The sequence below is a fragment of the Mangrovicoccus ximenensis genome, from assembly GCF_003056725.1.
GTDB classification, from domain to species: Bacteria; Pseudomonadota; Alphaproteobacteria; order Rhodobacterales; family Rhodobacteraceae; genus Mangrovicoccus; species Mangrovicoccus ximenensis.
Genome location: NZ_QBKZ01000001.1, coordinates 430480 through 450256 on the forward strand (window position 1 = coordinate 430480; position 19777 = coordinate 450256).

Sequence of the window (19777 nt, forward strand, 5' to 3'; positions counted from 1 at the left end):
CCGAGCCGTAGCGGAGGAAGCGGGCCGAGGGCAAGGGCCGGAGCCGCGCGGCGTCAATGTGCCGAGGAGAGCTTCATCAGCACGAGGCCGCTGGCGATCAGCGCGGCGGCGGCCAGCCGCAGCGGCGTCAGCGCCTCGCTGAGCAGCAGGATGCCGGCGAGGAAGGCGCCGAGCGCGTGCGCAGCCTGCCGCTCGGCACCGCCTACATGGTCTGGACCGGGATCGGCAGGCCGCCAAATCGCGCCGGATCCTTCCGGCGGCGGAATGACCATGAAGCCGGCGCGCAGCCTTCCCGGATGCGCCCTGCGCGGCAACGGCCAGGCCGAGATCACCCGGAGCCTGCCCGAGGAGACCCCCGTCGCGATCACGTTCGACGGGGCGACCCAGGCCGTGATGATGGCGACGCCCTCGGATATCGAGGATTTCGCCATCGGTTTCGCGCTCAGCGAAGGCATCCTGCAGGGGCTGGCGGACATCGCCAGCTTCGAGGTGCTGGAGCACGAGACCGGCATCGAGGCGCGGTTCTGGCTCGCCGCCGACCGCTCCGCCGAGGTAAAGGCGCGGCGCCGGGCGATGCTCGGCCCGGTCGGCTGCGGCCTCTGCGGCATCGACAGCCTCGACCAGGCGCTGCGCCCCCTGCCCGGTGCCCTGCCGGAAGCCGGGCTGACGGCGGCGGAGGCGGCGCGGCGGCTGGAGCTGCACGGGCCGAACCGTCTGGACGAGGCGGCGGCGGAGCCCGCCTGGCGGCTGTTCCTGCGCCAGTTCCTCAATCCGCTCCTGCTGATCCTGCTGGCCGGCGCCGCGATCTCGGCGGTGACCGGGCACATGATCGACACCGTCGCCATCGCCGTCATCGTCTTCCTCAACGCCGCGATCAGCTTCTGGCAGGAATATTCCGCCGAGCGGTCGCTGGCCGCCCTGCGCGAGATGGCCGCCCCCGAAGCGCTGATCCTGCGCGGCGGGACGTGGCAAGACGTGCCGGCCGCGCAGATCGTGCCCGGAGACATCGTCCGGCTGAAGGCCGGGGACATCGTGCCCGCCGACCTGCGGCTGATCGAGGCGCACCGGCTGCAGATCGACGAGGCGGCGCTCACCGGCGAATCCGAGCCGGTCGACAAGCATGACCGCGCCATCGCCGATCCCGATCTGGCGCTGGCGGACCGGCTGAACATGGGCTTCATGTCGACGGTCGTGACGGGCGGCACCGGCATCGGCCTGGTGACCGGCACCGGGATGGCGACCGAAGTCGGCCATATCGCCGGGCTGATGGCCGCCGCCAAGGAGCCGAAGACGCCGCTGCAGCAGAAGGTCGAGGCGCTGTCGCACGTGCTGATCGTCATGGCGCTGGTCACGGTCGCGATGGTCGTCGGCATCGGCGTGATCAAGGGCATGCCGCTCGACGACATGCTGGGCACGGCGATCTCGCTTTCGGTTGCGGCGATTCCGGAGGGCCTGCCGACCGTGGTGACGATCCTGCTGACGCTCGGTTCGCAGAAGATGGTGCGCTCGAACGCGCTGGCGCGCAGGCTGTCCTCGGTGGAGACGCTGGGCGCGGTCTCGGTGATCTGCTCCGACAAGACCGGCACGCTCACCCAGAACCAGATGCAGGTGATGCAGCTCTGGGCCGGCGGGCGCCACTGGAAAGTTACCGGGCAGGGTTTCTCTCCCGAAGGCGCCTTTCTTTCCGAGCACGGCCACGAGGCGGCGATCGGCGAAGAGAAGGACCTGCGCCACATGCTGATGAACTCGGCGCTTTGCAACGATGCGGTGCTGGCCGAGGCTGATGGCCGCCCGGCGATCCAGGGCAACCCGACCGACGGCGCGCTGGTCGTGGCCGCCGCCAAGGTCGGCATCACGCGCCAGGCCATGCATGACGGCGGGGTCGAGAAGCTGGCCGCCTTCCCCTTCGACAGCACCCGCAAGATGATGAGCCTGCATATCCGCGTGCCGGACGGCGGCGAATACCTCTCGGCCAAGGGCGCGCCCGACGTGATCCTGTCGCGCGCCACCCATGTGCGGATCTCGGGCGCGGAGCTGCCGCTCGACGGGGCGCTGCGCGCCGAGATCGAGGAGGTGATCGCGGGCTTCGGCCGCGACGCGCTCAGGACGCTGGCCATCGCCTATCGCCGGATCGGGCCGGAGGGGCTCGACCATGCCGATCCCGAGCAGCAGATCGTGCTTCTGGGCATCCACGGCATCATGGACCCGCCGCGCCCCGAGGTGAAGGCGGCAGTGGCCGAAGCGAAGGCGGCGGGCGTGCGCACGGTGATGATCACCGGCGACCATGCGGTGACCGCCAGCGCCATCGCCGAGGCGATCGGCATCCGCCATTCGCCCGCCCAGACCGTCCATGCCGGCGCGGATCTCGACCAGATGGACGATGCCGCGCTGGAGGCCGCGGTGCCGAAGGCCGCCGTCTTCGCCCGCGTCACGCCCGAGCACAAGCTGCGGATCGTGCGGGCGCTGCAGAAGACCGGCGAGGTCGCCTCGATGACCGGCGACGGGGTGAATGACGCGCCCGCGCTCAGGACCGCCGATATCGGCGTCGCGATGGGCATAGCCGGCACGTCGGTAGCTAAGGACAGCTCGGCGCTGATCCTCTTGGACGACAACTTCTCCACCATCGTCGGCGCGGTGCGCGAAGGGCGGCGGATCTACGACAACCTGCTGAAATTCATCCGCCAGGCGCTGACCGCCAATGTCGCCGAGGTCTCGGTGATCCTGCTGGCCTTCGTGCTGATGGGCGACCATCCGGTGATGCCGGTCACGCCCTTGATGATCCTCTGGGTCAATCTCGTCTCCGACGGCATGCCCGCGCTGACGCTTGGCTTCGAGGCGGAGGAAGGCGACATCATGGCCCGCCCGCCGCGGCCGCGGTCGCATTCGATGTTCGGCGACGGCATGAAGGAGCGCATCCTGATCCGGGGCCTCGCCATCGGCGGGACGACCTTCTGGGTGTTCCAGACCAGCCTGTCGCTCGGCGGCAGCGAGGCCTATTCGCAGACGCTGGCCTTCGCCACGCTGATCTCGGGGCAGATCTGGCATATCTTCGACGCCCGCACGGTCTCGACCCTCTTCCGCCGCTCGCCGTTCGGCAACCGCCAGCTGCTGATCGCGGTGGGCGCCTCGGTCGTCCTGTCGCTCGGCGCGATCTACACGGGCTTCGGCAACCTGGTTCTGGGCACGGTCCCCGTGGATCTGCCGCATCTTCTGGGGGCCGCCGCCATCGCCGCGCTGCCGGTCTTCGCGCTCTCCGGGATCAAGGAACTCACCGGCGCCAAATGGCTCTGACCGCGCGCCCGTCCTGACGCGCCCTGCCCTCCGGCCGCGCCGGTCCGGTCCGGCACGGATTTTGCGTCTCCGGCTGCGCTGCCGATGTAAGGGCCGCGCAGACCGGCACCCCGGACCTCCGGACAGGTGCCGGCAGGATTGCGGCCCGGCGGCAGCGACATGCAGTGGGGAGGACACTTGAATATGAAGACCGCAGTATTTGCCGCGCTTGCCGCGGGCACCGCGCTGGCCGGGCCGGCCCTGGCAGAGCGGGCCGGCGCTGCCGACGGAACCGTGAAAGTCGGTGTTCTCGTCGACATGTCGGGCGCCTATTCCGCCCATGGCGGGCCCGGGGTGGTCGAAGCCGTGAAAATGGCCGCCGAGGATTTCGGCGGCACCGTCGGCGACCGGCCGATCGAAGTCCTGGACGCGGACTACCAGCTCAAAATCGATATCGGGCTGTCCACGGCGAACCGCTGGCTCGACACCCAGGGCGTCGACGCCATCATCGAAAGCACCGACAGCGCCACAGCCATCGGCCTGTTCGACCTGAGCAGGGAAAAGGACTTCGTCGCGCTCGGCGTGGGCTCGGCCTCGACCGAGCTGACCAACGGCCACTGCTCGCCGAATGCCGTCCATTACGTCTACGACACCTGGGCTCTGGCGGCGGGGACCGGCGCTGCGATGGTGGCCGAAGGCGGCGACAGCTGGTACTTCCTCACCGCCGACTACGCGTTCGGCCATTCGCTCGAAGAGAACACGTCGAAATTCGTCGAAGCCGCGGGCGGCGAGGTGCTGGGCGCGCTGCGAGCGCCGCTCGGAACGTCGGATTTCTCGTCCTTCCTCCTGCAGGCGCAGGCCTCCGGCGCCAAGGTCGTGGGCCTGGCCAATGCCGGAACCGATTTCGTCACCGCCGTGAAGCAGGCAGGCGAATTCGGTCTCGTTGCCATGGGGCAGAAGCTCGGCGGCATGCTGGTCTTCATCAACAACGTCAAGGCGCTGGGGCTCGAGACCGCCGAGGGGCTGACCTTCACCGTCGGCTACTACTGGGACCGCAACGACGAGACCCGCGCCTTCGCCGAGCGGTTCTTCGAGCGGACGGACCAGTATCCGTCGATGGTGCAGGCCGGCGCCTATTCGGCCACGATGCATTACCTCCATGCGGTCGAGGCAACCGGCTCGGAGGATGCCGCGGACGCCGTCGCCTGGATGAAGTCCAATCCGGTCAACGACTTCTTCGCCGAAAACGGGACGATCCGGGCGGACGGGCGTATGGTCTACGACAACTATCTCGTCGCGGCGAAAGCGCCGTCGGAAAGCTCCGGCGACTGGGATCTGATGAAGGTGCTGCGGACCATTCCCGGCGAGGAGGTCGTCATGCCGCTGGAGCAATCCAGCTGCGACCTGGTGACCGGCAGCACGCAGTAACCGGCCCCGGCGCCGGTTTCCCGCGGTTTCCGGGCGCAGACCGCTCTGCCCCGGACATGCGGAGGCGCCCCGCCGGGGCGCCTTCTGCAGTCCCGCAGGCCCGGAAACAGAGGCTGTCGGCAGCGGGTCCTCCGATGCAGAGCGCGGCGGGAGGGGGCGCCGCCTGTGCGGCTCGTGTCTGTGCCACCGTGGAGAGAGACACCCGGAACTCCGCCATCAGGTCTTTCCGGGAATTTACCTGCACGTCCTGCATGACTGCATTCATCGCTGGCCGCCGCGCGCGCCAGGCGACGGCCAGCCCGCAACGAAATTGCCCCGGCAACCGAAGTTACCGGGGCTAAGCATGCTTCAAATGCGTCGCGGGCTGCTCCATCGGAACCTTCCGCTGGCCGAACCGTAACACGGGCCGGGGATAGCTTCCAGAAGATTATCATCTTGATAATTTCCGGAAAACCATTCCCCGTTGACCCCGCATGGCCATTCGGGGATTATGAGTCATGGACAGGCTATCTTCCATTTTCGAATTGCGGGAAATGCTCGGCCAGCTGGAGCGCGATGTCGGACTCGACCGCCTCAGCCGGATCGAGCGGGATGTCCTGCTTGCGGCCCACAGCCTTGCCCCGGCTCCCGGCTCCGTCGTGAATTCCGATCAGATCCGGGCGCATCCCATGCTGGCCGCGGTGACGCAGGCGACCTATTACCGGGCGCTCCGCAGCTTGCTGAGCGCCGGTTTCCTGGAGCGCGCCCAAGGCTCGAAAGCCAAGAGCTATACCGTGCGCAGCGACCGCATGGAGCAGACCGCGACGGCTCGGCAGGGGCCCGGAGCCGCCCCCGCGGGCGACTGAACCGGCCGGGCAGAAGCGAGCGGACCTTGAAACTCCTCCAGACAGAAGCAATCGTGATCCTGGCCTACATCCTGTGCCATGGATTGACCGCATTGCTGGTCACGCCGCTGCAGTCCCAGATCTCGCCGCATGTCACCGCCTTCGCCAGCCTGCTCTACCTTCCGCACGGGGTGCGGGTGCTTTCTGCCTGGCTTCTCGGATGGCGGGCGGTGCTTCCGCTGTGCGTCGGCGCCTTCCTGTCGGAGCTGATCTTCACGCCCGCGGGGATGTCGGGCGCGGCGAGCCCCGTGATCCTGGCCTCCATCGCGGTCGGCGCCGTCTCTGCCCCGGTTGCCTTCGAGCTGCTCAAGCTGATGGGCCGGAACCTCTATGCCGGCACCGGGATGCGGATCCACTGGAGCGCGCTGCTTGTCGCGGGCATCCTCGCATCGATCCTGAACTCGATCGGCCAGGCAGAGGTGTTTTCCGGCCTGATCCTGCCCGGCAGCTCGATGGCGGTTCTGGCGGTCTATGCCATCGGCGATCTCGCCGGGCTCGTTGCGGCGACGCTGGTGCTGATGATGGTCTTCCGCTGGATGCGGCTCGCTGCCCGGCCGGGCGCGACGCGCTGACGCCGGTCGCGTTGCGCCAGGCAGCGCACGGGACCGCCCGTTCCCGATCGGGCTGCCGAAAAAGTCCGTTCCGCCGGAGAGACACGAACCAAGACCGGGAGAAGAGCCTCAAGGCGGCCTGGAATTATCTGCTTCCGGAGCCGGTCTTGCCTGGCTCCGGAACGGTTTCGCCACCGAAGGCGCCCGGCAGCCTTTTCCGCAGCCAGCACCCGCTCCTGGTCGGTCCTTCGGGGAACCGGCGGCCCCCTGAGCGGTCTGTCTCCCGGATGGTTGCCGCGCTCGTCGCCGCATGTCGCTTGACGCGGAAATCGGCATGCTCCGGACTGGCCGCAGCCGGTCAGTCGCTGCGATTCAGGCCATGCATGGCCGTTTTCCCGGAAGGCGTCCGCAGCGCGCTGTCCAGTCCGAGGGCCGTGCGGAGGATCCGCCAAGCCGGTGGCGTATCCGTTGCGCATATCTCCCGCCGGTCCCGTCTGTCGCTTGGCGGATGCCACGGTCGGCCGGCGCCTTGGCAGGCTGGAGCCGCTCCACCTCGCTCCGTGTCAGCCGGTTCCGGTTTTGCGGCTTCGGCGCCGGTGGCGATGTGACGGGCCTGTCGATCGCGGCCAGCCCGGTGCCGCCCATGCCGATGGCCGCAAGCCCGCCCCACCGGCCTGTCCCTCCGTGGCGCGTGGCGGCCGTAGATCTGCTGCGGATGAATCATGTTCTGCAGACCACGTCGAGGTCCGACTATTTCAGCACCCTGCTAGGGTCGGAAAGCTTCGCCGGAAGCGGCGCACCGCGGATGGGCGGCGCCAATGATTGAGGTCCCGCAGCAGACGGGGCCCGCAAGCGCGCGGCGCGGACGGCATCGGACAGACGCGGCGGCGAACCGGAGAAAGCTTCCCCGATCCGGGCCGCCGCGCCGAAGACCGGCCGCCGCGGGGGGGGGGACCCGGGCCCGGAGAGGACAGGAGAGGAGCATCCGCGCCCCTCGCGGGGAGATCTCCGGTCCAGAGCGCAGGAGCCAAGGCCCCAGGAACGAGCAAAATCCAGGGATCACCTCCACGGCGAACCCGGCGCCGGACCAAGCCGATTGCCCCAGCCCCATCTCTCCAGAAGCGCTTCGGCGCAGCCAGAGCATGACACGATGGTTTGCAAGGACAAGTCCGATTGCATTGATGCCCTGCAGATTTCGGTCCCGGCGGCGCCGCGCCGGACCTTGCGTCGCAGCATCTGTGCCGGTCCCGGGCGCTGCGAGGAGCAGCGCGCGTGGGGGGCTCCCCGTCCTCCCGGCAGGCATGCCGGATGCAGGCGTGGATCATCCCGGTCCTCGCGGCCTTGCGCGCCCCGGTGCCGCTCCTTCGCATATCCACGAGGCTCCAAGTGGGCGTTCCCTCTTTTCCGGCTGGCATTTTCGGTTGCGGGCGGGGGACGTTGCCATCCCCATGATGTCCGGTCGGCCTCTGCCTGACGGGCGCCGGTCGCGGCTGCCGCGCTTGGCGCTTCCGTGCCGCAAGGGCGGATCCGGGCGGATGCCTGCGGCTGCAGCACCGGGATGCCCGGCGGGCGAGTCCCGTTCCGTCGAGGCGCGGCCGGGAACGTCGCGGGCCTCGCGGGCGAGCGTCAGCCGCAGCCGGCCGGAGCCGCCCATCGCCTGCGCCGCGTTGAGGATCAGGTTGATCGCCACCTGCTGCATTTCCCCGGCTTCGATTGCGGCGGGGGGCAGCGCGGGCAGCTCGGTGTCCACCTCGATCCCGGCCCTGCCGAGCGCGTGGTCGGCCAGAAGCAGCGAGTCCTCCGCCACCGCTGCCAGATCCGCGGTGCCGCCGCCGTCGGAGAACTCGCTCGGCCGGGCGAATTTCAGGAGCTTGCCGACGATCGCCTCCATCCGCATCACCTGGCGGTCGATCAGCGCCAGCTCGGTCTCGACCCGCGCCGCCTCCGGTCCGAGTTCCAGCCGGATCACGTCGACATTGCCCTGGATCACCGCCACCGGATTGTTGATCTCATGCGCCACGCCGGCGGTGATCTCGCCGATCGAGGCGAGCTTCTCGCTCGTCACCAGCTGGCGGAAGGTCTGCTCCAGCCTTGCATTCGCGTCGCGCAGCTCGGCGGTGCGGCGGTCGACCCGGTCCTCCAGCTCCTCCGCCCAGGCGCGCAGCTTGCGGTCGCGGTCCTGCACTTGGTCGAGCAGCCCGTCGAGATGCGCCGCGACCTGGCCGATCTCGTTGCGGCTTCCGACCGGGCCGATGCGCGCGGCAAGCTCGCCTTCGCCTACGCGCGTCATGGTCTCGGTCATCCGCTCCAAGGGCGCGAAGATGCCCTTGGCGAGCCAGAGGAAGACCGGCGCCGAGATCGCCAGCACCGCGGCGAAGGCCGCCATCATCCACAGATAGGCGTCGCGCTTGGCGGCGGCAAAGGGGGCTTCGAGAATGCCGACATAGAGCATGCCGACGCGGTTCCCGAAGCTGTCGTCGAGCGGCAGATAGCCCGAGATGTACCAGTCATTGACCACGAAGGCGCGGTCGAGCCAGGTGCGGCCCTCGTCCAGCACCGCTTGGCGCACCTCGGCCGAGACCCGGGTGCCGAGCGCGCGGACATCCTCGAAGAGCCGGACATTGGTGGAGATCCGGACGTCCTCGAGGAACAGCGTCGCAGTGCCCTGCCGCGTGCCGCCATTGACCGGGTTGAGGTAGACCAGCGCGTTGATCGCGTCGATGAAGTCCAGATTGGCATTCAGCAGGATGCCGCCCGCCAGAACGCCGTCTGCGCCGGGCAGCTCCACCGGAGCGGCAGCCTGCACGACCATGCCGCGGTCCTCGGCCGAGCGGCCGGTAGGCAGCGCGGCGCGGGTCTCGATCAGCTCGATCCGGGCGCGGGAACCGGCCGACCCGGCCACGCCGCAGCTCGACGAGGCCTGCTTCCGGACCGCCGATGCCAGGCAGCTGGAGGCGGCGGAGGAGATCGGCCACCGGCCGCGGATCCTGCTGCTCTACGGCTCGCTGCGCGAGCGGTCCTTCTCGCGGCTGATGGCCGAGGAAGCTGCGCGGGTCCTGCACCGGCTGGGCGCCGAGACGCGGATCTATTCGCCTGCCGGCCTGCCCCTGCCGGACGATGCGCCGGCGGAGCATCCCAAGGTGGCCGAGCTGCGCGACATGGTGACCTGGTGCGAGGGCATGGTCTGGTCGAGCCCCGAGCGCCACGGCGCGATGACCTCGGTGATGAAGGCGCAGATCGACTGGATCCCGCTCAGCCTGGGCGGGGTTCGGCCGACCCAGGGCAAGACGCTGGCGGTGATGCAGGTCTCGGGCGGCTCGCAGAGCTTCAACACCGTGAACCAGCTGCGCATCCTCGGGCGCTGGATGCGGCTGCTGACGATCCCGAACCAGAGCTCCGTGCCGAAAGCCTGGAGCCAGTTCGGCGAGGACGGGCGGATGCTCCCCTCGCCCTTCTACGACCGGATGGTCGACGTGATGGAGGAGCTGGTGAAGTTCACCCTGCTGACCCGCGGCCGCGGCGGCTACCTGCTCGACCGCTATTCCGAGCGCGTGGAGAGCCGCGAAGCGCTGTCGCAGCGGGTCAACCAGGCGGATATCTGAGGGAGGGATTCCGGGACCCGGCGCGTTGCGGCGTGGGGGCTATGAAGCAACCCGCCGGGTCCCGATAGCCTGTGTCTAGCGCTGCCATGCGGCGGCGGCATGGACCTCCTTGGACGTCCGCGGGGTCTTTCCGTGGCCGGAATGAGGCAGCGACACCGCGCGAGCCGACCCGGCGCTGCGCCGTCGGCGGAAGCGATCCCGAAACCGCAAGACGGGCCTCAGCCTGCACGGCCATGCGGCTTTCCGGGATTTCGGCGGCCGGTTCGGGACGAGACCGCCGGGGCGCCGCGCTGGCGGAGAGGCCGGAGCACGGATGTCCGGGGGCAGGCATCTCGCGGACCAGCCCATGAAAGGCATGACGACGCCTGTCGGCACGCCCCTTGAAAGCAGGGAGCCTTCACGGGGCACCTCCCGCAGACCGGCCGCCCGCGCCACACGCCCGAACACAGCGCGCGGATCGCCCTTCGCCCTGTTTCGTCGCCACCCCTGTCTTCATCCGGTTTCCGGGGAAGGACCCTGAAAGGCAAATTCGATGTTTGCCGTCCACTTCGGCAAACATGGCAGGCCAGAGCCCCGAGCCCGAATTGCTCCTCCTCTCCGGCCGCGGCAGCCGGACATCGGCAACGCCATCTAGCGCCAGCTCGAGGCCGATCCGGAGCTTTTCCCGGGCGACCCTCTCCGGTCTCCTGCAGCCGTGATCCCTGCACGGCCCCTGCCGGACGCCATGCCTGCCGACTGGACAGATCGGGGCCCTCCCCGCTCGGCATGCCGCACTTGGACCGGCGGAGCCTGGCGCTCCGGAGCCATGGTCCCGGAATGCAGAAAGGGCCGCCCGAGGGCGACCCTTTCCGTAGTTCCTGGCGGAACGGCTGATTACATCATGCCGCCCATGCCGCCCATGTCGGGCATGCCGCCGCCGGCCGGTGCGTCCTTGACCGGCTTGTCGGCGACCATGGCTTCGGTCGTGATCAGCAGGCCTGCGACGGAGGAGGCATCCTCCAGCGCGGTGCGGACGACTTTCGCCGGGTCGATGACGCCGAACTTGAACATGTCGCCGTACTCTTCGGTCTGCGCGTTGAAGCCGAAGGTCAGGTCGTTGGATTCGCGGACCTTGCCGGCAACGACGGCACCGTCGACGCCTGCGTTCTCGGCGATCTGGCGCAGCGGCGCTTCGATCGCGCGGCGGACGATGGCGATGCCTGCGTCCTGGTCTGCGTTCGCACCCTTGAGGCCTTCGAGAGCCTTGCCGCCCTGGACCAGGGCAACGCCGCCGCCGACGACAACGCCTTCCTGCACGGCTGCGCGGGTTGCGTTCAGGGCGTCATCGACGCGGTCCTTGCGCTCTTTCACTTCGACTTCGGTCATGCCGCCGACGCGGATGACTGCGACGCCGCCTGCGAGTTTCGCAACGCGCTCCTGCAGCTTCTCGCGGTCGTAGTCCGAGGTGGTCTCTTCGATCTGGGCGCGGATCTGGGCAACGCGTGCCTCGATCTCTGCCTTCTCGCCTGCACCGTCGACGATGGTGGTCTCATCCTTGGTGATGGAGACTTTCTTCGCCGAGCCGAGCATGTCGATGGTGACGTTCTCGAGCTTCATGCCGAGGTCTTCGGAGATGACCTGGCCGCCGGTCAGGATCGCGATGTCCTGCAGCATGGCCTTGCGGCGGTCGCCGAAGCCCGGTGCCTTCACGGCTGCGATTTTCAGTCCGCCGCGCAGCTTGTTGACCACGAGGGTCGCCAGCGCTTCGCCTTCGACATCTTCCGCGATGATCAGCAGCGGCTTGCCGGACTGGATGACCGACTCGAGCAGCGGAACCATCGGCTGGAGCGAGGAGAGCTTCTTCTCGTGCAGCAGGATGATGCAGTCGTCGAGTTCCGCGATCATCTTGTCGGCGTTGGTCACGAAGTACGGCGACAGGTAGCCGCGGTCGAACTGCATGCCTTCGACAACGTCGGTCTCGGTGACGAGGCCCTTGTTCTCTTCGACGGTGATGACGCCGTCATTGCCGACTTTCTGCATCGCGTCTGCGATCTGGCGGCCGATTTCGGCTTCGCCGTTCGCGGAGATGGTGCCGACTTGGGCGACTTCGTCGCTGTCGGTCACGTCGCGGGCAGCGGATTTGATCGCTTCGACGACCTTGGCGGTTGCCATGTCGATGCCGCGCTTCAGGTCCATCGGGTTCAGGCCGGCAGCAACCTGCTTCAGGCCTTCCTTGACGATGGCCTGGGCCAGCACGGTCGCGGTGGTGGTGCCGTCGCCGGCTTCGTCATTGGTGCGCGAAGCGACTTCGCGGACCATCTGGGCGCCCATGTTCTCGAACTTGTCTTCCAGTTCGATTTCCTTCGCCACGGACACGCCGTCCTTGGTGATGCGCGGTGCGCCGAAGGATTTGTCGAGGACGACGTTGCGGCCTTTCGGGCCCAGCGTGACCTTCACGGCGTCTGCCAGGATGTTCACGCCCTTGAGCATGCGGTTGCGGGCGTCGGTGTCGAACTTGACGTCTTTTGCAGCCATGGGAATAGCTCCTTAATTTCGGTGTTCGGGAAAGGTCTCAGGCAACCGGCCGCTTACGCAGCTTCGGTGATGCCGAGGATGTCGCTTTCCTTCATGATCAGCAGCTCTTCGCCGTCGATCGAGACTTCGGTGCCGGACCACTTGCCGAAGAGCACCTTGTCGCCCGCTTTCACGGTCATCGCGATCAGCTCGCCGGAGTCCTTGCGTGCGCCTTCGCCGCAGGCGACAACCAGGCCTTCGGCCGGCTTTTCTTTCGCGCTGTCGGGGATGATCAGGCCACCTTTGGTTTTCTCTTCGCTCTCGACACGCTTGACGAGAACACGGTCATGCAGCGGCTTGAATGCCATCTCTGACTCTCCTGTCTCAGAGTTTATGACGCTTTTAGCACTCACTCCCCGCGAGTGCCAACACCGGGGAGGTAGTCACCGTCTCCCCCGCCTGTCAAGTCCGGCGTCCTGCAAATTTGCAGCTCTCCCCCGGATTTTTCCGCCGGCGCCGAAGATGGCAGCTGGCGGCGGCGGACGGAACCGGCCGCCCCTGCCCTCCGCAGGTAGGAAGGCCGCTCCGGAGGCGCAACCCGTGCGCCTCCGCCGCAGCGATTCTCCGCCGGCAGCCGGCCTGCGGACCCGCCGCCGCGCGCTCAGAACAGGAAATCGGCGTTCGACAGATCCGCGGCGGCCACGCCGTCGAGCAGGATCGACAGGCCGTAGGTCCCGGACAGGTCGATCAGCACCCCGCCCGCCGTCTCGGCGACATGCGCGGACAGGCTCGCGCCGTAGCCGGTCAGCCTCAGCGCCGTCAGGTCGATCAGGTCGGTGCCGTCCTGGAAATCCGCCACCGTGTCGAAGCCGTCATTGGCGCGGAACACGAACGTGTCGGCGCCGCCGCCGCCCTCGAGCAGATCGTCGCCCTTGTTGCCTTCGAGCACATCCGCACCGGCGCCGCCGCCGAGCGTGTCGTCGCCAGCGAAGCCGCGGAGCCGGTCGAAGCCGAAGCCGCCATTCAGCCCGTCATTGCCGCGCCCGCCGATCAGCAGGTCGCTGTTCAGCCCGCCCTCGATCACGTCGTCGCCGTCGCCGCCGCGCAGCTCGTCATTGCCGGCACTGCCCGAGAGCGTGTCGTCGCCCAGCCTCGGGCCTGCCGCCGCTGGCCGCCGATCCGCTCTGCGAGCGCGCCGCCCAGGCCCATGCCGCCGACCAGGCGCAGCGCCAGGTGCTGACCCATGGCAGCGGATTCGAGAACCGCGACACCGCCGCCAACCGGATCGCCCAACAGGGCTACCAATGGAGCTTTGCCGCCGAGAACGTCGCCTTCGGCCAGAAGGACGCGCAGGCGGTGCTGGAGGCCTGGGCCAGCTCCCCGGGCCACCGCGAGAACATGCTGAGCGGCAAGGCGGTGCATTACGGCTTCGGCGGCGCCTCGAACCGGCTGGGACCCTATTGGGTGCTGGTGCTGGCCGCGCCGCTGTGACCGCTCAGCGGTAGCGCGCGTCGAGCGCCCGCTCGACCTGGCCCGCGAACTTGGCCGCCGCCACCGGCAGCGCGCGGTTCCTCAGCTGGCAGAGATAGAGCCGCCTGCTTCTCCATCGCGGAGTTCCTCCTCTCCATGGGGCAGGACGGGCCGCCGCGCAGGGCCGCAGGCGCGGCCCCTCGGGGCCGTGGCGCGGTCCGGACATGCGGCATGCCTCCCTGCCGGGCAGGCCCGAGACCTGCCGTTCCTCCTAGTTGTATTTCGTATATGCCAAATACATATGTCAATAAAAAATCTTGTTCCCATCCCGCGGAACGTGCGATCACTTCGGAAACAGGCAGATGGCGGGAATACGGGATGGGCAGTGAAAGCCGGAGCGCGCGGGGCATCCAGTCAATCACGGTGGGCGGACGGCTGTTGCAGGCATTGATCGACGGCGCGCGGCCGATGACGCTGCGCGAAATCGCTGACCGGGCCGAGATCGCGCCCGCCCAGGCCCATGCCTATCTGGTCAGCCACCGGCGCACCGGCATGGTGGTGCAGGAATTCGATTCGGGCCCCTATCTTTTCGGCCCCTTCGCGCTGAAGCTGGGGCTGGCACGGCTGCGCGCCCTGCCGGTCTATGGCCGCGCCGAGGCACTGCTGAAATCGCTGTCGCAGGAGCTGAACGTGATGTCGGTGCTTGCGGTCTGGGGGCCCGGCGGGCCGAGCGCGGTGATGGTGGTGCAGGCCAGCGACAAGCGCAGCGACCTGAACATCCGGATGGGCACGCGGTTCTCGGTGCTGAATACCGCCACCGGACGGATCTTCGGCGCCCATCACGACCCGGCGCAGGTCGAGCCCCATGTCGCGGCGGAATTCGCGCGCAGCCCCGCGGCCTTCTACCCGACCGACGTGGCCGGACCGGAGGATTTCGCGCAGCGCGTGGCCGAGGTGCGGGACCAGGGCTTTGCCTCCATCCGCGGCGCCAGGGTGCCCGGGATCGACGCGATCGCCGCCCCGATCTTCGACGAGGACGGCCAGTTCGCCGGGGCGGTGACCTGCATCGGCCATGCCGAACATATCGACACCGGACCGGAGGGCGCGGCCGTCCGCGCGCTTCTCGGCGGCGCCGCCCGGCTCAACGCCGCCGACGCCGCCTCCGACACCTGACCTCCTGCCGCAGCCGCCAGAACCGGACCGATCCCATGACAGCCAAGACCAGCAAATCCGAGGGCCGCGGAGTCCAGTCGATCGAGATCGGCGCGCAGCTTCTCGAGGCGCTCGCCGAACGCGCCGCGCCGATGATGCTCAAGGAGCTCGCCGCCGCCGCCGGCGTCGCCCCCGCCCAGGCCCATCCCTATCTGGTCAGCTACCGCCAGATGGGCATGGTCGAACAGACCGCCTCGGGGCGCTACCGGCTCGGTCCCTTCGCGCTCGATCTCGCGATCATGCGGATGCGCACCATCGACCCGATGCAGCTGGCCTCGCAGGCGGTGATCGCGCTGTCGCTGGAGACCGGGCTGACCGGGCTCCTGTCGGTCTGGGGCGCCTTCGGGCCGACCATCGTTCTGGTCCATGAAGGCACCGACCAGGTCCACATGAACACCAAGGTCGGCACCGTCTATAATCCCGTCACGACTACCCGACGCATGGTCTGCTCCCGTTCTCATTAGCGCTTTTGGGCCTGATACCGCGTGGCGCGCGATGCGGCAAGCGCAAGACCCGCACCGGGCGGGGCAATGCGGCCCCGCCGCGCCAAACCGGCGGGAAACCGCAAAGCCGCCGCGCCGCCCTCGGCCAGGGCTCGGCCGGGCCTTCGGCGGTGCCGGGCGGGACGATCTGCGCGATGCGCCCCCGGTCGATCACGATATCGGCCGTGCTGCCGCCGGGCAGGGCGGCGCCGGAGAGAACCAGCCGCTCAGACATCGGCCATCGCATTGTAGCGGTAGGACCGGTGCGCGGCGTCCGGCGCATGCCGGTGCTGGAAGTCCTCCAGCACCGGCATGGCCGCCTCGACCATCGCCCGCATTTCGGCCTCCTCCGCGGTTTCCGGCGCCGCGAGCCGCGCGGCGATCTCGGCCAGCACCGCCTCGCTGTCGATCGAAGTCACGCGGCCGTTCTCCACCACGCGGCGGCCCTCGACGAAGACGCTGTCGACCGCGCCCTTCATCGCGCGGTGCAGCACGGTTTCGGCGACCGGCGTGTGCGGCGAGACGACGGGGCGCTCCACCTTGGCGCGGTCGAGCAGAAGGATATCGGCGCGCCGCCCCGGCTCCAGCCGCCCGACCTCTGCGCCGAAGCCCGCCGAGCGCGCGCCATGCTCCGTCGCCATCGCGATCACGGCGCCCGCATCGGGACGGTCGGTCCACATCGCGGTTTCACGGTGGAGCGCCCAGGCGAGCTTCATTTCCAGGAGCATGTCCCGGTCATCGGCGATGTTCGACTGGTCGATGCCGAGCGCCACCGGAATGCCGCGGGCGCGCATCTCGTTGACCGGCGCGATGCCCGAGCCCAGCCGCAGCCCCGAAGACGCGTTGTGGCAGATCATGCAGCCGCATTCCGCCAAGAGGTCGAGATCTCGGCGGCTGGTCCAGTTGCCATGGCCGAGCGTCAGCTCGGGACCGAGGCAGCCCAGCCGGTGCAGATGCTCCACCGCCGAGCAGCCATAGGTCCTGTGCGCGAAGGCGGCCTGCCGCGCGGTCTCGACCAGATGCATGTGCAGGTTGGCGCCTTCGGCCCGCGCCGTTGCGGTGATCTCCTGCAGCGCCGCGTCCGAGCACCAATGCAGGTTCGCCGGCGCCAGATGCATCCGCACCATGCCGGGCGCGCGCGCGGCCCAGTCGGCCTTCATCTGCCGGAAGAAGGCCATGTAGTCGCCGATCGGGGTCGCCGCCGCCGAGAGCCGCGGCTGCCACCAGGCGGCGATCTCCGCGGGCAGCGCGGCGAGCACCTCCGCGTCCGGGTCGTAGCTCAGCACGTTGCGGTCGCGGATCATGAAGGAGAAGCCCGCCCGCATGCCGATCTCGCCATAGGCGCCCAGCACCGCATCGGCCCCGGCCTGCCAGTCCTGCGGCGTCCCGGCCAGCCCCGAATGGATGTGGTGGACGGTGGTGGTGCCGCTTTCCAGCATCTCGATGGCGGAATAGAGCGTGTCGAGCCGCGGCCCGATCTGCCGCATCGCGCGGAACCGCGGCAGCCAGAGTTCCAGCGGCGCGAAGGGCACCCCGCCCATCAGCGGCGTCACCCCGAAATGATGGTGCGCATTCACCAGCCCCGGCATCGCGATCATCCCCGGACCGCCGAAACGCGGCAGGTGGCCGTTGCCGAAGCCCACCGCCTCGGGGGTGCCGATATGGGCGATGCGGCCCTCATGCACGCGGATCAGCACGTCATGGCGCAGCTGCATCTGCCCCGCGCCGTCCAGCCCGCAGAGAACCACGCCCGCCTCGATCAGGCAGTCGGAAGGATGTGTCATTGCCGGTAGTCCCTGATCAGTCCCAGCCGCCGCGCCACCGAGATGCGGTAGAGCGGGTCGGGATATGTCCTGTCTTCCTCCGAGGCCGAGAAGGCCACGGAAATGTCGTGCTCGTCCTCCGACAGCCGCGCCGCGGCGAAGATCGCGGGCCAGTCCGGGGCCTCCGTCCGGCGCCAGCGGACGAGATCGGCGGAAGACGGCAGGGCGGGGAAGCCCATCTCGCCGCCGAGCGCGGCGATGCATTGCCAGAAGCTGCGCAGCATCGTTTCCTGTGTGGCCGCATCGCAGAAAGGCAGCACGATGCGCAGCCAGTGGCAGCCGGTCACGGCATGCAGCGCCGAGAAATCCTGGGTTGCGGCGAAGAGCGCGATGGAGGCGGCGGCCATGCGGGCCAGCGTGTCCGGTCCGATCTCAAGCCAGTCGACGACCGGGACGAAATCCGGGCAGCGGCCGCTTTCCGCCATGTTCTGCCAGAGGAGCCCGTGGAGCGGCAGGCCGCGCAGCGCCTCGATGCGGAAGGCCCGCGCAAGAACCTCCGCCGGATCGGCCGTGACCGGGGCGGCGCCGGTCGCGGGCGGCAGCGCCAGATAGGACCAGTGCCAATAGGCCAGAGCGATGGCGATTTCCTGCGGGTCTTCGCGCAGGATGCCGTAAGCGGTGCGCATCAGCGCATGCAGCGCGCTGGCACCGGTTCCCGGGGCGAAGCCGGGCAGGTGCACGGCCAGCGCCTGCTGCCATCCGAAGCGCTCAACCTCGGCAGCGAAGTAACGGCGCAGATCGGCTTCGCGAGCGCGCCGACCCAGAAGCGCAGGCAGATCGCCGGAGGCAAGCGGGGCGGTGGCCGGACCGACGGGAAGCAGCCCTTTGTAGTCCCGGTAGCTTGCAAAGAAATCTTCCAGCCGCGCCGTCCCGCCGATCCGGTCGAGCGCCACGAGGACCATGGGCGCGTGATTGGCGAAGGTCGCCTCGAATTCGGTGCTGTAGGCGGGCATCTCGGCCATGATGACGTCGATGTCCTGCTGTGCTGCGAGCCTGTCCATCGGAACTCCTTCACGCTGCCCGGTTTTTGCCGGTCGCGCGATGATAGGAAGGCTGCGCCGCATGTACAGGCCTTCCCGGGCGCCACGGCGGTTCAGGCCCTTCCCCGATATGTGCTGTCATGGAAAAGCGGACAAAAAAACCGCTTTCCGCGTGGCCGGACCGGAGCGCGCATCGGGGAGGACGTCCGGCCGCAGCGCAGCGCCGGCCCCCTCGGAGACCAGCGGACCGGCACCGGACGGCCGGCCAAGGGGGCAGCACCGGACGGAACGCGCATGGATGGCAGCCTGCCGGACCGCGCCGGGATGACGGCGGAGAACGGGACAGGCGGCATCGCTTCGGAGCAAGTCACCGGGCCGGGTCCCGCGTCGCGGCGACCTTCTGCGGTTCAACTCTCCGCCCCCGGAAACCGGCCTGACCCATCGGGTCCGATGGCGCTTCCCTGATTGCGGCATTGTCACGGATTGGCCCCGTATGGCCGTCGGGGGCAACGGTCTCTCCGGGACCGGGCCTGCGCGCGCCTCTTGACGGCGTGCTGTGGAGGGTCGCCCCCAATGTGCGGGCAAGGTCGCGGAGCGCAAGAGACCTCCGCGGGACCGATCCCGCCTCCGTCCCGCCGGGACCTCCGCAATTGGCGTCTGCTTGGCCGGGCATCTCGGCGTTTCTTCAGCCAGCGCTCCCTGCGGCGGACCATCCGGCATCCGCTCCTGTCTTCCAGAGGGCCTGCATCAGCTCGGCAGTCTTGCCCCGTTTGGGCGCCGTGCACGCAGCCGGCGGGAAGGGCCCATGAGTTGGACGGCAGGAACCGCCCGACCCGGCAGTTCCTCGCGGCCGCGGTCTCGGCCAGCAGGCTGCGCAAGGCGGCCTTCCCGCATTTCGATATGCGCCCCTCATCAATTGTCTCTCCGAACTGGTCGCAAGGCGGGGCCGAAGACCGTTCCGATGCTGCAGGCTGCCGGAACCGGTCTGCGCTGTCCAAGACGGCGATGACGGCGCGCACGGCACTTGCTCCGGCACCGGGGACGGCCGTCAAGCGCCAGGCCCGCTCAGCCCTTTCGCAACGGCCCGCGATTGCGGCGCAATCGGGCACGGCTTGGCATGGACGGCCATGAAGCCCTCGGAACTCGCGCCGAACTCCGGTTCCCGCCGTCGCCGTCGGCCTGCTGATCGCGAACGATTTCCGGAGCCAAGCCTGACGAATGCCGGTCATCCGGATGCCGACCGTCTGGCCCATCTGGCGCGGACCGGCCGGATCACGCCTGTCCAAATCCGCAGCGTTGATGCGGGCCGGCTGGGAATGCCGACCGGGGCCCGGGACCGGCTGCTTCCGCCGCGCCATGACCTCGAACGGCAGGTCCCTGGCAGCCTGGAGACTTAGGGAACCGGAGTTGTTCCGGCGCGGACAGGGCCTTGCGGTCACACTCCCATCGACGCAGGCCACATGGCCACGTCCGGCTCGCCCAGCGGCCGCGGCTGCCGGATCGAGAGCAGATCGCTTTCGCGAACGGTCAGGACCTGTGCGGTCTGCTTCCCTGAGAAGACCTTGTCTCGGCCTCGGGCGCG

General features: G+C 69.0%; 15 protein-coding genes and 1 pseudogene. 8 read left to right on the forward strand and 8 right to left on the reverse strand.

The window, feature by feature from the left end:
* Positions 1–53: 53 nt before the first annotated feature.
* Entirely contained in the window at positions 54–272 is a 219-nt protein-coding gene (locus C7T91_RS33225; protein ID WP_201741942.1) for a hypothetical protein, read from the reverse strand.
* Between C7T91_RS33225 and C7T91_RS02555 the strand changes: the two genes are divergently transcribed.
* The 4 genes from C7T91_RS02555 (at position 265) to C7T91_RS02570 (ending at position 6154) form a co-directional block, all read left to right on the forward strand.
* Positions 265–3291, forward strand: a complete 3027-nt coding sequence (locus C7T91_RS02555) for an HAD-IC family P-type ATPase (RefSeq protein WP_161555704.1) — start codon at positions 265–267, stop codon at positions 3289–3291. The two genes, C7T91_RS33225 and C7T91_RS02555, sit on opposite strands and share 8 nt — an antisense overlap.
* A 183-nt stretch (positions 3292–3474) precedes the next feature.
* Positions 3475–4698 (forward strand): ABC transporter substrate-binding protein, encoded by a 1224-nt coding sequence (locus C7T91_RS02560; protein WP_201741943.1) that lies wholly within the window; start codon positions 3475–3477, stop codon positions 4696–4698.
* A gap of 533 nt (positions 4699–5231) precedes the next feature.
* Positions 5232–5543: a hypothetical protein gene (locus C7T91_RS02565; protein WP_330848799.1), complete on the forward strand. Its 312-nt coding sequence runs from the start codon at positions 5232–5234 to the stop codon at positions 5541–5543.
* Positions 5544–5569: 26 nt separating this feature from the next.
* Positions 5570–6154: a hypothetical protein gene (locus C7T91_RS02570; RefSeq protein ID WP_108257867.1), complete on the forward strand. Its 585-nt coding sequence runs from the start codon at positions 5570–5572 to the stop codon at positions 6152–6154.
* Positions 6155–7454: 1300 nt separating this feature from the next.
* On the opposite strand, the gene C7T91_RS02580 is transcribed toward C7T91_RS02570, so the two are convergent.
* Positions 7455–8945, reverse strand: coding sequence for a sensor histidine kinase (locus C7T91_RS02580; RefSeq protein ID WP_407943247.1), 1491 nt, complete (start codon positions 8943–8945; stop codon positions 7455–7457).
* Here C7T91_RS02580 and arsH point away from each other — a divergent pair.
* Positions 8944–9735: an arsenical resistance protein ArsH gene (arsH, locus tag C7T91_RS02585; RefSeq protein WP_108257869.1), complete on the forward strand. Its 792-nt coding sequence runs from the start codon at positions 8944–8946 to the stop codon at positions 9733–9735. The genes C7T91_RS02580 and arsH overlap by 2 nt on opposite strands.
* Before the next feature lie 873 nt (positions 9736–10608).
* Here arsH and groL read toward each other — a convergent pair.
* The 3 genes from groL to C7T91_RS02600 form a co-directional block, all read right to left on the reverse strand.
* Positions 10609–12249 carry a chaperonin GroEL gene (gene groL, locus C7T91_RS02590; RefSeq protein WP_108257870.1) on the reverse strand — a complete coding sequence of 547 codons (1641 nt, stop codon included), beginning with the start codon at positions 12247–12249 and terminating at the stop codon, positions 10609–10611.
* 53 nt (positions 12250–12302) lie between these two features.
* On the reverse strand, positions 12303–12596 hold the full coding sequence (gene groES / locus C7T91_RS02595) for a co-chaperone GroES (RefSeq protein ID WP_108257871.1): 294 nt from the start codon (positions 12594–12596) through the stop codon (positions 12303–12305).
* Between the two features lie 293 nt (positions 12597–12889).
* Positions 12890–13483, reverse strand: coding sequence for a calcium-binding protein (locus tag C7T91_RS02600; protein WP_330848816.1), 594 nt, complete (start codon positions 13481–13483; stop codon positions 12890–12892).
* On the opposite strand from C7T91_RS02600, the pseudogene C7T91_RS02605 reads away from it, so the two are divergent.
* Positions 13384–13719, forward strand: a pseudogene (locus tag C7T91_RS02605) (CAP domain-containing protein); the annotation flags it as partial. The gene C7T91_RS02600 and the pseudogene C7T91_RS02605 sit on opposite strands and share 100 nt — an antisense overlap.
* Before the next feature lie 4 nt (positions 13720–13723).
* On the opposite strand, the gene C7T91_RS32135 reads toward C7T91_RS02605, so the two are convergent.
* Positions 13724–13924, reverse strand: a complete 201-nt coding sequence (locus C7T91_RS32135; protein WP_161555705.1) for a hypothetical protein — start codon at positions 13922–13924, stop codon at positions 13724–13726.
* Between the two features lie 152 nt (positions 13925–14076).
* Between C7T91_RS32135 and C7T91_RS02610 the strand changes: the two genes are divergently transcribed.
* Together C7T91_RS02610 and C7T91_RS02615 are read left to right on the forward strand one after the other, a co-directional pair.
* A complete protein-coding gene (locus C7T91_RS02610) occupies positions 14077–14871 on the forward strand; it encodes an IclR family transcriptional regulator (RefSeq protein WP_269099591.1) in 795 nt (264 codons plus the stop codon).
* Positions 14872–14906: 35 nt separating this feature from the next.
* The gene (locus tag C7T91_RS02615) at positions 14907–15374 is read left to right on the forward strand and encodes a helix-turn-helix domain-containing protein (protein WP_108257875.1); all 468 of its coding nucleotides are present in this window, start codon (positions 14907–14909) and stop codon (positions 15372–15374) included.
* Positions 15375–15619: 245 nt separating this feature from the next.
* Here the strand turns inward: C7T91_RS02615 and C7T91_RS02620 are convergent, their stop codons facing one another.
* Together C7T91_RS02620 and C7T91_RS02625 are read right to left on the reverse strand one after the other, a co-directional pair.
* Positions 15620–17176, reverse strand: a complete 1557-nt coding sequence (locus tag C7T91_RS02620; protein WP_108257876.1) for an amidohydrolase family protein — start codon at positions 17174–17176, stop codon at positions 15620–15622.
* Positions 17173–18216, reverse strand: a complete 1044-nt coding sequence (locus C7T91_RS02625) for a questin oxidase family protein (protein ID WP_201741944.1) — start codon at positions 18214–18216, stop codon at positions 17173–17175. Before C7T91_RS02625 ends, C7T91_RS02620 begins: the two co-directional genes overlap by 4 nt.
* Positions 18217–19777 lie beyond the last annotated feature (1561 nt).